Source organism: Acetobacter fabarum, from assembly GCF_011516925.1.
Classification (GTDB): domain Bacteria; phylum Pseudomonadota; class Alphaproteobacteria; order Acetobacterales; family Acetobacteraceae; genus Acetobacter; species Acetobacter fabarum.
The window spans coordinates 1-12,660 of record NZ_WOTG01000026.1; the positions used below are offsets into that span (position 1 = coordinate 1).

At 53.6% G+C, this 12,660-nt stretch carries 16 protein-coding genes and 3 pseudogenes; 8 read left to right on the forward strand and 11 right to left on the reverse strand.

The genetic code is table 11. From position 1 onward, the window contains the following. On the reverse strand, positions 1–264 hold a 264-nt coding region (locus GOB83_RS13940; protein ID WP_338420641.1), incomplete at its 3' end, for a transposase. A 102-nt stretch (positions 265–366) separates the two neighbouring features. Here GOB83_RS13940 and GOB83_RS13945 point away from each other — a divergent pair. The 3 genes and pseudogenes from GOB83_RS13945 to GOB83_RS13955 form a co-directional block, all read left to right on the forward strand. Continuing rightward, positions 367–618 carry a hypothetical protein gene (locus tag GOB83_RS13945; RefSeq protein ID WP_165926529.1) on the forward strand — a complete coding sequence of 84 codons (252 nt, stop codon included), beginning with the start codon at positions 367–369 and terminating at the stop codon, positions 616–618. A 1-nt stretch (position 619) separates the two neighbouring features. After that, entirely contained in the window at positions 620–910 is a 291-nt protein-coding gene (locus tag GOB83_RS13950) for a hypothetical protein (protein WP_165926530.1), read from the forward strand. 147 nt (positions 911–1,057) lie between these two features. Further along, positions 1,058–1,204 (forward strand): annotated as a pseudogene (locus GOB83_RS13955) (IS3 family transposase); the annotation flags it as partial. A gap of 141 nt (positions 1,205–1,345) precedes the next feature. Here GOB83_RS13955 and GOB83_RS13960 read toward each other — a convergent pair. From GOB83_RS13960 to GOB83_RS13985, 6 genes are all read right to left on the reverse strand, one after another. Continuing rightward, positions 1,346–1,678 carry a hypothetical protein gene (locus tag GOB83_RS13960; protein WP_165926531.1) on the reverse strand — a complete coding sequence of 111 codons (333 nt, stop codon included), beginning with the start codon at positions 1,676–1,678 and terminating at the stop codon, positions 1,346–1,348. A gap of 154 nt (positions 1,679–1,832) precedes the next feature. After that, complete coding sequence (locus GOB83_RS13965; RefSeq protein WP_165926532.1) at positions 1,833–2,135, reverse strand: hypothetical protein; 303 nt, start codon at positions 2,133–2,135, stop codon at positions 1,833–1,835. A 405-nt stretch (positions 2,136–2,540) separates the two neighbouring features. Next, a complete protein-coding gene (locus GOB83_RS13970) occupies positions 2,541–3,500 on the reverse strand; it encodes an IS481 family transposase (protein WP_165926533.1) in 960 nt (319 codons plus the stop codon). A 104-nt stretch (positions 3,501–3,604) separates the two neighbouring features. After that, the gene (locus GOB83_RS13975) at positions 3,605–3,883 is read right to left on the reverse strand and encodes a ribbon-helix-helix domain-containing protein (RefSeq protein WP_242005883.1); all 279 of its coding nucleotides are present in this window, start codon (positions 3,881–3,883) and stop codon (positions 3,605–3,607) included. Further along, positions 3,883–4,518 (reverse strand): nucleotide-binding protein, encoded by a 636-nt coding sequence (locus GOB83_RS13980; RefSeq protein WP_086442358.1) that lies wholly within the window; start codon positions 4,516–4,518, stop codon positions 3,883–3,885. Before GOB83_RS13980 ends, GOB83_RS13975 begins: the two co-directional genes overlap by 1 nt. A 42-nt stretch (positions 4,519–4,560) precedes the next feature. After that, positions 4,561–5,178: a recombinase family protein gene (locus tag GOB83_RS13985; RefSeq protein ID WP_165926534.1), complete on the reverse strand. Its 618-nt coding sequence runs from the start codon at positions 5,176–5,178 to the stop codon at positions 4,561–4,563. 344 nt (positions 5,179–5,522) lie between these two features. Between GOB83_RS13985 and GOB83_RS13990 the strand changes: the two are divergent. Continuing rightward, a pseudogene (locus tag GOB83_RS13990) lies at positions 5,523–6,406 on the forward strand (IS481 family transposase). Positions 6,407–6,628: 222 nt separating this feature from the next. On the opposite strand, the gene GOB83_RS13995 reads toward GOB83_RS13990, so the two are convergent. Further along, positions 6,629–7,240, reverse strand: coding sequence for a TetR/AcrR family transcriptional regulator (locus GOB83_RS13995; protein ID WP_077804094.1), 612 nt, complete (start codon positions 7,238–7,240; stop codon positions 6,629–6,631). Between the two features lie 72 nt (positions 7,241–7,312). Between GOB83_RS13995 and GOB83_RS14000 the strand changes: the two genes are divergently transcribed. Beyond that, positions 7,313–8,431 (forward strand): MFS transporter, encoded by a 1,119-nt coding sequence (locus tag GOB83_RS14000; RefSeq protein WP_198912021.1) that lies wholly within the window; start codon positions 7,313–7,315, stop codon positions 8,429–8,431. A 38-nt stretch (positions 8,432–8,469) separates the two neighbouring features. On the opposite strand, the pseudogene GOB83_RS15320 reads toward GOB83_RS14000, so the two are convergent. Further along, positions 8,470–8,793: pseudogene (locus tag GOB83_RS15320) on the reverse strand (nuclear transport factor 2 family protein); the annotation flags it as partial. A 112-nt stretch (positions 8,794–8,905) separates the two neighbouring features. Here GOB83_RS15320 and GOB83_RS14010 point away from each other — a divergent pair. Continuing rightward, positions 8,906–9,963, forward strand: a protein-coding gene (locus tag GOB83_RS14010) for an IS630 family transposase (protein ID WP_165926535.1) whose coding sequence is annotated in 2 segments (ribosomal slippage) — positions 8,906–9,398 and positions 9,398–9,963 — 1,059 coding nt in all. Because the reading frame shifts where the segments join, the coding sequence is not laid out codon by codon here. On the opposite strand, the gene GOB83_RS14015 is transcribed toward GOB83_RS14010, so the two are convergent. After that, positions 9,951–10,241 carry a hypothetical protein gene (locus tag GOB83_RS14015; RefSeq protein WP_165926536.1) on the reverse strand — a complete coding sequence of 97 codons (291 nt, stop codon included), beginning with the start codon at positions 10,239–10,241 and terminating at the stop codon, positions 9,951–9,953. The two genes, GOB83_RS14010 and GOB83_RS14015, sit on opposite strands and share 13 nt — an antisense overlap. A gap of 168 nt (positions 10,242–10,409) precedes the next feature. Between GOB83_RS14015 and GOB83_RS14020 the strand changes: the two genes are divergently transcribed. Together GOB83_RS14020 and GOB83_RS14025 are read left to right on the forward strand one after the other, a co-directional pair. Further along, the gene (locus GOB83_RS14020) at positions 10,410–10,766 is read left to right on the forward strand and encodes a hypothetical protein (RefSeq protein WP_165926537.1); all 357 of its coding nucleotides are present in this window, start codon (positions 10,410–10,412) and stop codon (positions 10,764–10,766) included. Further along, positions 10,763–11,572 carry a hypothetical protein gene (locus GOB83_RS14025; protein WP_165926538.1) on the forward strand — a complete coding sequence of 270 codons (810 nt, stop codon included), beginning with the start codon at positions 10,763–10,765 and terminating at the stop codon, positions 11,570–11,572. Before GOB83_RS14020 ends, GOB83_RS14025 begins: the two co-directional genes overlap by 4 nt. Positions 11,573–11,945: 373 nt before the next feature. Here the strand turns inward: GOB83_RS14025 and GOB83_RS14030 are convergent, their stop codons facing one another. Next, positions 11,946–12,362: a hypothetical protein gene (locus GOB83_RS14030; RefSeq protein ID WP_165926539.1), complete on the reverse strand. Its 417-nt coding sequence runs from the start codon at positions 12,360–12,362 to the stop codon at positions 11,946–11,948. Positions 12,363–12,660 lie beyond the last annotated feature (298 nt).

Sequence of the window (12,660 nt, forward strand, 5' to 3'; positions counted from 1 at the left end):
GGAGAGGCGATCGTTGATCAGATATTCCGTCCGCTCATCAGACAAATTGTTGAGCGTCTGGATCACCAGGATCTTGAACATCAGCACAGGATCAAATGGCGGTCGTCCGCCTTTGCTTCCGTCAGAATACGCCAGTGCCTTCTCCAGGTCAGGGCGGAAGACTTCAAAATCCACAGTCCGGGAAAATGCTTCGAGCTGATCACCAAGCCCGCTCAACCGGGCAAGCCGCTCTTCAACGTCAAAAAATCCCGCCTGCTTCATGATCCATACTCCAATCAACGCAAGGAAAATGGAATCACAGAGCAGACCTCAATACCAGAGGGTTTTTCGAACCCTCCAGGTTCACCTTCCATTAATCCGGGTGACGTGGCGGGTAAAACACCAGCAGAAATTGATTCTTTAGCGCAGAATTCTGGTTTGGTGCCAAGAGGACCGGATCCCATGAATGGAAGAGGTGCCTATATTGATCCGGTAACGGGTGAGCAGCGCATTTTATCTCATCCGAATGCGGATCCTCCTCACGCGCACGTAAATGATCCTTTTGGGACAAGACTTGACATCAATGGTAATCCGGTTGAGCCGGAATCTCCTGAAGCACATTTACCTATTGGGAATTAATATGAAGCTGAGTGACTTGCATGATGCGAGCTTAATCCAAGTAATAGTAGATTGGCAGGGAGGTCTTTTATCTTGCCGTCTCAATGCCAAAGAAGGACATGTGATTTTGGAAGCACATAGTATGCAAAAACTGGAATGCCCCAGATTCAACCCATGGGGTCCGAGCGTATCTATAAACGAAGTTAAAACCTATGATATTGATTCGGGTATACGGATAACAATGGAGATGCAAAGTGGTGATATAATTGATATCATTTGTGCAAGTTTTAATCTTATACCAACCGTTGCTTGAAGTGCCTCATGGGGTACCCATTGGGTTAAAAATGTGATTCACAGGATGCTGAGTATTCTCAGAAGGAGGCCTTCTGGATGGTCAGCCCTCTGTCCCTGCGTGACGATCATGATAGTTCGGAGTTGCGACGACCGGTTGAATCCGCCAAACAGGGAAGCGGTTGAACTGGCAACACTTAAATGGGTCGACTGGTTCAACAATCGACGGATCCTGTCCTCCATTGGAAACATCCCCCCAGCAGAAGCTGAAGCTCGCTTTTATGCACAACAGAAATCACATGCATTAGCCGCTTAGTTCAGATAAAAAACGTCTCCACAAAACCCGGGGCAATTCAGTCAATTGAAATCGGAGCAGTGTCAGGCATGAGTCAATTTTCAGTGGAAATTTATACCCTTCCCGGGTCAGTTCTCGGTGAAAATCAACACGGATTCTTATCTATTTAAAAATGCGTCTCATAAACGCCAAAATAATTGACGCCTTTAGTCGCAAAGATATCCATTCTTTGGAAGAAAATGCTGAAAATGGTTCCTGGGTATCAGGAAGTTCTTCTACGTTTTTAATAAATATTTTTATATACTCACATAATAATGGATGAATTGATTCGTTTTTATTTACCCATGTTATCAAATTTATGTCATCAATATTATTACATAGCTCGTCTGGAGAAGACGCTGAATGATTAAAACCAAACCAGCTATTTTTCTGAAATTCAATATCAGAAAATAATTCAAACAACTTCAATACTTTGTGTTCTTCATGGTCCATCATTTAAATCCAAACTGTGAAAGTGGAATGTGAGCATCTGGGTCACTGCCTAAGACAGCATCTCCATTCGCGTTAACAATCTGTCCGTTGCTTGATCGTATAACATATGGCCCTCTTTGTGCAGGGAAAGGACTTTCCGAATTCCCTGGCATCACTCTTACGAAATCATTGGGGTTCTCTGGGTTCGTGTAACGACCCCCCCTCCTTTTCTTGTGGGCTTTTCTATCCAATTATTCGGAATGCCATTAGGTTTTTGTATTTTAGGTGCATTTTTATTCTCCTCAGGTAGAAGTCTTGATGAATTATCAATTCCTTTAAGTTGTTCTTGTTCGGCGACTTTTTTTGCCGCTTCGGTCAGGTTTTCTGTGCCCGTTGGCGTTTTTGCCAGAAGCTCTTTTCTTCCCTCTGGTGTCGTCAACAGTCGGTTGACTTCACGAGCCTCTAAAAGCGCATTCTCCACCCAACACCTCTTCAAAGCAGGATTGCCACTGATCCTGCTTCAGATATCCGATAAGCCCTGTCAGATTGTCAGCGTTCATAAATGCGACGACTTTCACTATTTTTCTGCGGCGGAACGGCAAACACCATGTTTACCCGAGAGCCTGACTCAAAAAGCGGTCTGATTGATTTTTCGCATCATTCTGCGTATATAAGCAATAATGAGACATGCCTGTGAGGCTTGGGGATTCGGCAAACAGCATCGCCTTAAGGAAACGCATGCTTATCTCCCCGATTTTACCTTAAAATTATAAATCTCACTATCGGCCCAACCCGCCTGCAAGAGATCGTGCGGCTCATGTCCGTTATGCGGAAAGCTGTTCGTCGGTGTGTATGTCAAATATGAGGGCGAAACCGGTAAGTCTGCTTAGGTGTTTAGTCCCGTGTTTTGATGGGTTGGATTAATGATGAATCTTTCTGGCTCTGAAGTCCAGATTTTGCAGACGTATTCGTAAGGGGTAAGGCCGTTCAGGGTCTTGAGTCTTCGCCCGAAATTATAGGCTGCCATGAAGTCGCTGAGGTGTGTCCTCAACTGCTCATGACTGTCGTAATGGAAGCGTTTGACAGTTGCTTCCTTGATTGTCCGGTTCATCCGTTCAACCTGACCGTTCGTCCAGGGATGGTTGGGTTTTGTCAGACGGTGTTCGATCCCGTGGGCTTCGCAGATCATGTCGAAGCGCATTGGACGCGACCACGCCGTATTGCGATTGCGGGGCTGGTCAGCGAACTGGATGCCGTTATCGGTCAGAATGGTATGGATCCGGTAAGGAATGATGCTCAGGAGATATTCGAGGAATTCCCAGGCGGTCTTCCGATCGGCTTTCTCAACCAGTTGTGTGACAGCGAACTTGCTGGTCCGATCGATGGCGACGAAGAGATACAGCTTGCCTTCAGCAGTTTGGACCTCGGCAATATCGATGTGAAAAAAGCCGATGGGAGTGCGTTTGAAACGTTGTCGTCTGGGCTTGTCTCCCTCGATATCCGGAAGCCGGGATATCCCGTGGCGCTGCAGGCAACGATGCAGGGCCGAGCGTGTCAGATGGGGAATGCTGGCCTGCAGGGCATAAAGGCAGTCATCCAGCGGCAGCAACGTATGCCGGCGAAACGCCACGATCATCGCTTCGTCCGTCTCGGACAGAACCGTGGATCGCGGCTCTTTGGGACCTGTCTTCTGATCCTCAACCGTTTGACGCTTCCGCCACTTTGCAACTGTTTTCGGGTTAACCCCGAACTCCTTGCTCAGCGTCGCGAGCGCAGCCTGCGATCGCTGTATTGCTGCTCGCACGGCGTGCGTGGTCGTGGCGCTGCCATGACGTATCTGTCCCATAAGGCTTCCTTCCACTCGCGTGAAAATAATACCCCATCAAACAACGGGACTAAACACCTAGATACAGCCTACGCGTATAGTTGTATACGTGTATAAATGTATACTTAATCGCTAACGATCCTGCTTCGTCCTTTCTTCACAAACAGATCGTCCAGTGCTTCTCCAAGCAAACTCTGAACCGTCGTTCCCTCTTCGGCCGCGATAATACGAAGCTGGATGCTGACTTCCGGAGAAAAATGCCCACCGATCAACTTGGTCCCCTTACGACCATTCAGCGTAGGTTTACGGGATGATATATCTGGCTTCGGGGAAGGGGTTGGCATTGCCTCACCACTACCTTTGGCGCGATCAAGCATCGCTTGTAGCGTATTGCTTTTCGCCATCACACTACCTCCCGATTTTTGTATAATTGTATATCTGTATACTCGTATAAACGCTTGATTTCGTTTGCTGCTGGCCCATGTGCTTCGAATTCCTGCACAGCCTGTCCCGCCGCTTGTGCACGGAAAAATGCCTTGCGGTTTCCTACTGTCACCGGACAGACCGTTGCCCCCAATTCGGTCACGGCCTTAATGGCATCCCCTGTCTCCTGCCCCTGAGGGGGCACAAAAGTTAAAACGACAGCGAACGCTTTATCGAGCTGACGAACCACATCTAATGTGTGTGTCATACTCATTGTATCGAACACGGCAGTCTTCGTCGGAATAAGAACGAAGTCAGCATGCCGCGCCGCTTCATAAGCTACATCACGCGCAACAGCAGCTCCGTCGATAATCACAAGATCAGTACCCGCATCCGCGCAGGCTTTGAGCATGGCAGGCAAACGTATCGGCTGAATTGAAGCCACAGCCGGTGTATCGAGCTGGCGTACGTCTTTCCAGAAAGAGGCTGTCGCCTGTGGGTCCAAATCAATAATAGCAGCAACCTTACCCGCTTGCTCAGCCGCGACAGCGAGACAGGTTGCAAGCGTCGTTTTTCCGACACCGCCTTTCTGCGAAAGAACAGCGAGAACCTTCATGCCACACCTCTACACGTATAATCTTATACCTGTATACACTTTCTACGAGGGAAGAGAAGGCCTCACCTGATCTCTCTGTACAATGGCAGCAACTGTGTTCTTGCTGATCCCCAGATCACGGGCGATCCACCGATAACTCCGCTTTTCTGCTACCAGCGCCAGAACCTTCGGAGCCAAGCGGTCAGACTTCGGCCGCTCTCCTTTCTGTCGGCCGAGAACCTTCCCACGCGCCCTGGCAGCGGCCAGACCGGACTTCACCCGCTCGCTGATTAGATCCCGTTCAAACTCCGCAATCCCGGCCAGAACCGTCGCCAGCATCCGCCCATGTGGCGTCGCCAAATCAAACATCATCCCCGTCATGGCGATCAGGGAAACACGATAGCTCTCCAACTCCTGAAGCGTGGAGATGAGATCAATGGTTGAGCGCCCCCAACGGGACAGCTCCGTCACCAGAACAGCGTCAATTTCACGGGCCTGGGCCAGTGCCATGACCTTTCGACGCTCGGCCCGATCCACCCGGACGCCAGATCCTGTCTCCATGAAAACACCCAGCACTTCATAGCCCGCGCGTTCGGCAAACCGCTTCAACTCGTCTTTCTGGCGCACGCATGACTGATCAGCCGTGGAAACCCGGCAATAGATGACCGCGCGCTGTCCCATTTGAACCCTCCCGGAAAAACCACCATGCAGCCCTTGATACACCGTGGCTCCGGTTTGTCCCAATATGACTATAGTCTAATTGGGATAAGCGGTTAAAGTATCTGTTGCCGTCATCGAGCGGAATCTTCTGCAGCTTCCGCTCGCATCCATCCTGTTCTGGATGATTATTTAGCAATCCGACCGTCAAGAACAGCGCGATCTTTCCCTTGGCGAACCAAAGCCCGCTCAACTAGGTATTTAGTCCCGTGTTTTGATGGGGTATTATTTTCACGAGAGTGGAAGGAAGCCTTATGGGACAGATACGTCATGGCAGCGCCACGACCACGCACGCCGTATGAGCAGCAATACAGCGATCGCAGGCTTCGCTCGCGGCGTTGAGCAAGGAGTTCGGGATCAACCCGAAAACAGTTGCAAAATGGCGGAAGCGTGAGACTGTCGAAGATCAGAAAACTGGCCCTAAAGAGCCTCGCTCAACGAGCCTGACAGAAACCGAAGAAGCCATGGCAGTCGCTTTTCGCCGGATACGTTGCTGCCGCTGGATGATTGCCTTTATGCCCTGCAGGCCAGCATTCCTCATCTGACACGTTCGGCCCTGCATCGCTGCTTTCAGCGTCACGGGATCTCCCGGCTTCCGGATATCGAGGGAGACAAGCCCAAACGACAGCGTTTCAAACGCACTCCCATCGGCTTTTTTCACATCGATATTGCCGAAGTCCAGACTGCTGAGGGCAAGCTGCACCTCTTCGTTGCTATCGACCTGACAAGCAAATTCGCTGTCACACAACTCGTCGGGAAAGCCGATCGGAAGACAGCCTGGGAATTCCTCGAATATCTCCTGAGCATCATTCCTTATCGGATCCATACCATTCTGACCGATAACGGCATCCAGTTCGCTGATCAGCCCCGTAACCGCAATACGGCCTGGTCGTGTCCCATGCGCTTTGACATGATCTGCGAAGCCCACGGGATTGAACACCGTCTGACAAAACCCAACCATCCCTGGACGAACGGTCAGGTTGAACGGATGAACCGGACGATCAAGGAAGCAACCGTCAAGCGCTTCCATTACGACAGCCACGAGCAGTTAAGGACACACCTCAACGATTTCATGGCAGCCTATAATTTCGGGCGAAGGCTCAAGACCCTGAACGGCCTCACACCTTACGAATACGTCTGCAAAATATGGACTTCAGAGCCAGAAAGATTCATCATCAATCCAACCCATTAAATCCCGGGACTAAACACCTAGAGACTGAATCAGCAAACGGTCTGATCGACTTCCGCAGAACTTCAGCAGATATCCTCGCTCATATTGCAGCCGCTTTGTTCCACGCGCTCATCCGCCGGGATAGAGTCTTCGGCACGATGGCTCCCATTCAGGCGATACGGTCAAACATAGATGAATAAATTCAAATAATTTTATCTGGACGCTGTCCACATGGTGAATGAACTATTTCAATAGTTCCTCTTCACGAGGCTCTTTTGAAATACTTTTCATAATGAGCCTCGTAAGGCGCTGCGCGAATTCAGCATCAAGTTTGCCTCCCAGAAGAAGGTGATACCAAAATGCACCATGAAACGCGGCGACCGCCATTTCCACATCGGCATCTTCCAGGATTTCTCCGTTTGCAATGCCGTCACGAAAAATGGTGGCGACGATTTCCGCTCTTGGCTCAACAAAACCGGCCCGGAAACTCTTTAGAAATTCGGGATCGTCCTGCGCGGACGCAATCAGGTTCCTGATCGCAGGTCCATCCTGCTGCAAGTTCCTGAACACGTTGACCAGAAAATGCAGCAACCGCTTCTCGGCGCGGCCGTCCGATAGAACGTCCGCATCACCAGCGCTTTCCAGGAACGCGGCCAGAACGAGTTCAGCCTTACTCGGCCATCGGCGATAGAGCGTCTGCCTGCCAACACCAGCCTCTGTCGCAATCATCTGGATGCTGACACCGCAATATCCGTGTTGCAGGACGAGCTGCCGGGCTGCCGCCAACAGGCTTGGCCCAACTTTATTATCGCGCGGGCGCCCCGGAGAGCGAGTAGAGGTTGTCATTTTCGTCATTGCGGTACGCCGGTCTCGTATATATTATGATACCTTAGTCTCGTATTTAGATTGCCCAAACAGGAAATGTCCATGTTAAAGCGAAGGGGCGTCTTTGCTCTGCTCTGTGTCGCATGTCTGACGATCATGGTCGGCTGCGTTATCGTACCTGGCCTGCCCGGCATCGCGACGGCTCTCGGTCTCTCCCAGGAAGCAAGCTGGCTGGTCACCTTGCCCTCACTCGGCGTAGTGATCTTTGGCCCCTTTGCCGGCCACCTGATTACACGCCTTGGCTCTCGCCAGGCCTTGCGTATTGGCCTCGCTCTGTACGGAGCGCTCGGGCTGGCATGTATATGGCTGAGCAACGCAGTATTGATCTTTTCTGACCGGCTTTTGCTCGGGGGAGCAACAGCGATCGTGATGGCTTCGGGCACAGGGCTTTTATCCGATTTTTTTGAGGGACACGCGCGGCTCAAGATGATCGCACTCCAGGGCATGGCCATTGAACTGGGAGGCGTCATCTTCCTGTCTCTGGGAGGACTCCTCGCCAGTATGGGATGGCAATGGCCGTTTTCGCTCTATCTGATGAGTTGGGTCTTTCTCGTCCTCGTCGAACTGTTCGTACCGTATCCGCCAGTCAAACCCGTTGCGTCACCCCAAACAGAAGCAGATCGAGGTTCTGTTCTGGGAAAACTGGCGCGAATATATATAGCCGCTCTCCTCTCCATGACCGTGTTCTTCACAGCGATCATCTCCTTGCCCAGACGGCTGGAAGGCATGCACTTCTCCGAGGCGCAAACAGGGTATTTTCTGTCATTCGTCTCTCTTGTCGCTGTAGGAGCAGCGTGGTTTCTCCCAAAAATCTGTCGGCGTATCGGGGAGCAAAACACTTTGCGGGCGGGCTTTCTGGCCTATGCAGCCGCCCATGCACTTTTTGCTTCCATGATGACGGCAGTCCCGATGATTGGCGCTGCAATCATGCTCGGGACCGGTTTCGGACTGACAGTTCCCCTCGTCAATCACCTGACGATCGAACGCACCCACTCTGTCGAACGCGGCTCAGCACTTGCCTACCTGTCTGTTGCCATTTTTATGGGGCAATTCCTGTCATCGTTTTTGGAATATCTCCCTGGCAATATAAGTTCTGCCTTCATAGCCGCCATTATTCTGGCTTTGGGCGGCGTTGCTGTCTCTGGTCGGCCATCGTTGTAAGAAACTGACCAACCTGCGGCGTTTTGCGACACCATCAACTATCCGTCGATCGGGTCTTCGTTCTCTTCAGATCCCAATGATCTGCGATACACCCCATTCAAACCCCTGCGCAGCAGCTCCTGCTGCTCAGCCGACCCGTCGACGGGCAGAAGGGTGCGCCTGGCAATCATCCAGCGACCTTTGTGCCGTTCAAGCTCCCAACGGTTCACGACCACGCGGTGAATGCGGTATCCCGTCGAGGCCCCATGATTTGGCAGTTCGCGTCGATGACCTTCATGGTCAAGATGAATAATCATGAGGTAGGATGTGACAATCGCGACGTCACCCCGCAGATCGATAAGCGGCAGACCAGTAAAATGGGCAAGGCCGCCTAGGTGTTTATACCAATTTGTTTTGGCTGTGACTCAGGGGGGGGTACACATAGGCGTTGAATTGTGATTCACAGGATACCGTCATTGAAGGAAGGTATCCCTGATGAGCAAGGCGGTCGCACTCCGAGAAGATTATGATGCAGCGAGCATGCGAGGTCTGGCGCGACGAAGCAGACATGCGGCCCAGTCGCGGCGCCTTCTGGCGCTTGCCGCGATTTATGACGGGGCAACGCGTGGCGAGGCGGCCCGTCTTGCGGGAACGGATCGACAGATCGTTCGGGACTGGGTTTTGCGCTTTAACGCGCAAGGGCCTGCGGGGCTGATTGATCGTCATGGTGGGGGTGCTGCCCGCCGCATCACACCTTCCGTCATGGAGGCTCTGGCGCAGCGGATTGAAGACGGTCCCATTCCTTCGGCTCATGGCGTGGTGCGCTGGCGATTGCGTGATCTGTGCGCCTGGCTTCATGAAGAGCACGGGGTCAGCCTGTCTGTTTCCTGGTTGAGCAGGATTGTCCGCAGTGAGAATTTTCGTCTGCTGACGCCACGCCCCCGGCATTATGCCCAGAACCCGGATGCCCAGGACATTTTTAAAAAGATTTTCCTGATGCCCTTGCCGCAATCAGCGCCTGTCACCCCGGAGAAAATATCGAACTGTGGTGGGCGGATGAAGCAAGGATCGGCCAGAAAACGAAGCTGACACGGCGCTGGGCGAAGCGGGGAACCCGCCCCCGGGCGACAGCCGACCTAAGGACCCGATCCGCCTGGATTTTCGGGGCAATCTGCCCCGCTCAGGGAAAAGGGGCTGCTCTTGTTCTCCCCGTGTGCAACATTCATGCGATGAATTTCTATCTCAAGGAAATCGCCCAGGTCGTTGCACCGCAAAGTCACGCCGTCCTCATCCTGGATCAGGCAGCATGGCATACTAGTCTGAAACTGACGGTTCCCCCCAACATCACCATCATGCCGCTCCCGCCACGCTCTCCCGAACTCAATCCTGTGGAAAACGTCTGGCAGTTTATGCGCAATACATGGCTCTCAAACAGAATCTTCAGAACCTATGACGATATCGTCGATATCGCCTGCCATGCGTGGAACCAGCTCACCGAGCAGCCATGGCGCATTATGTCCCTCGGATTGCGCGACTGGGCTCATGGGTCATAGCAAAAACAAATTGGTATAACTCCGTGAAAGAGCTGGTTGATGATCTGGCTCTTGCGGGCAATGCCATCGAGTAGCTGCCCGCTGCTCTGATGAGCAAGCCAATAGAGGGCAGGCAGGCTCAGGCGCGGCGTGTTGGCGACAACCATCAGACTGGCCTGAAGGCCGATGCCGAGGATGCCGTAAAGCACGAGCAGGCTCAGCCCGAAAACGCATACCCCATACCAGCAGAGTGAAACGGCAGAGCGGGCACGGGCAACAAAGGTGCGCAGGAAAAGCATCAGTAAAAACCATAGCAGAAAAGAACAGGTGAACAGGCTGGCACAAAGCATTGTGACGCCTCGCATGGGATCGGGGCGGCCGCAACGGTCGCAGGCTCGCGCTTCGCGCGTCCGTTGCCCCCGTCCCGATCCCATGCAGCGGCAGAGGGATGAAGGAGAAAGATAACAATGCACAAACAGATCGCCGTCACGCCACTGTGGAGAGGTACTCCCTCAAACATGCCCGCCGATGTGCTGGCAAGGGGCCAACAGGCTGCCCTGATCTCGGTGTCGATTGCTCCGTGCGACAGGGTCTGGAGCGCGCGTGAGCGTCTGGCCGACGAGTTGGTGCGTGTCTGCTATGGGAGCGACATGCCCGAGTGCAATCGCACAGCACTGGCTTGTATGATGCGTACTTTGGTTGAACAGGCGGTTCCCGGCCTACCGAGCCAGCATGTGCAGCGCAATGCCCCGCCCCCGCCGGTGGGTGATGGGGAATGGTATCGTCACTGGTTTGCCGTTACCCGCAGGGAGGGCAGCGTATGAGCGACATGGGGCTACCTGATGTGCGTGTGCAGGTACGTGGGCCTGCGCGCGATCGTGCGGCATTACGGGACTGGTTACGTGCGGCCTGTCGCGATACGGGCGTCTGCCCGCCCCCGGTCTTTGGGATACACACCTCCCGAAAGCTACTGTCCTTCGAACTGGAGCCTATGCACAAGAGTTTCCATGTACCGCTGATGGCCCGCCTGACGCGCCGGTATCCCCGGCTGGTGCATACCCTGACATGGGACAACCCTGATGACACCTCGCGCTATGCGAGAACGGGCCTTGAGATCTGGCAGGCTGGTCGTGTGCACAGGAGCGGGTATTTCGCTGCTCTGCTGGGTGTAACACGGCCCCGGCCGGGGCGCAGGACAGCCCGTGTCATGATGTTTGAATCGGATACCAGCATCGCCAATATACGGCCCTTTGCCAGGGTAGGTGCGGGATTTCGCGGCATCCTGCCCGGTTCGCACGACATTGGCCCGTGGCGCGTTCTGGAGGCGTGGGTGCCGGAGTCACCAAACACTCTGTACGATCCTGCCCGCAATATCGTGCTCCATACCGTCTCTACGCTGGTGACGGTTATGAGCGACATTACCGCGTATGGCCGGATCGGAGCGAAGGAGTGGCTCGATGTGGATCAGCTGTCTCGGCGTTTTCCGGAACTGGCTGGTTGGTGCGAGAAATGGCGGGCCTATGAGGCGGATGCTGAGGCCCAGGCGCGTGAAGCGGCCGCGCATTACGATCGCTACGCGCGGCGCATGAAAGTGCTTTATGGCCCGGACTGGGACGCAATTCTGTTCTGATGCTTTTTTGCATGCCCGGACGACACGCGCTGAGGTGTGTGAGGCCGTGCAACGCTGTTACGGGCTTTGGCCCGTTCAGCATTGCACGGCTCACAGGCGATGCCTTTGCGACAGGCCGTAACGCTTGGCATTTCGATCCAGCGGCTTTCCCACTGGCAGCGGGGGCAGGTGAAAAGTGCGACCATGCGCATACCCGGCTGGTAAACACAGCCGTGATCGCCGCAATCCCTCAGGTGCGCGAGGATGCGCGGCGCACTGCGTGGCTGCTTCCATCCGAACAGGTCGCCCTGTCGTGCCATGTCTGGCTCCTGTGTTTGGGAACGGTCGGGGGCGGGTTGCCGGTTGGCCAGAGGACACCGGCAGCAGCTGGGTGTTAGTCCGGGGTGTGGGACTGCATTTCTCTGGCGGTTATTGTGGCACATACCCCGGACTCAGTGCCCCCTCTTTTGTATATCCAATACAAACCAATGAAGGAAAAAACGTTCTGCGCAGTCATATGGGACGCAATGATATTGGCGATGTCGTAGAAACGCTCCGCGTGTGTGCCATGGCAGAAAATGTAGTCGCCCATGAACAGGATGGATAAGGCGCAGAAATTCACGAACAGGAAGATGAAAAACGCCTTGAGACATATTTCGACCAGTTCGAACGAGAAATAGACCAATCCCCGGGCCAGTCTGGGAATGACTTCCTGAACCAGTGAAGAGAGAATGTCCCGGATAAAGACCCGCTGGGGAGGCTGATGAGGGTTTTCCTGAGGTGTGGAAATGGTTTCTGGCGTTGGCGTCATGGTCTCTGCTTTCTGTTTGGCGAGGGCAGTTCCGCTCGCTCTTTGCAGTATGACGCAACCGGTTGTGACGCCTGTCGGGCGGGCTCTGTCCGGGTATGGAGCACCGTGTCCCCCCGCGTGCTGCCCACAACTCCACAGGCACCTCCCAAGGGCCGCGCGCCACCAGACTCTTGGCGGTCGTGTCACACGGCCCTCGGGTCCCTCCTGTGGATTTATGTGGACGGCCGTTCAAACACAATGTTTCACACGAGTCTCCCTGTGCGATTTCCAAAGTTTATTGTTTGTTTCACCGGCTGGA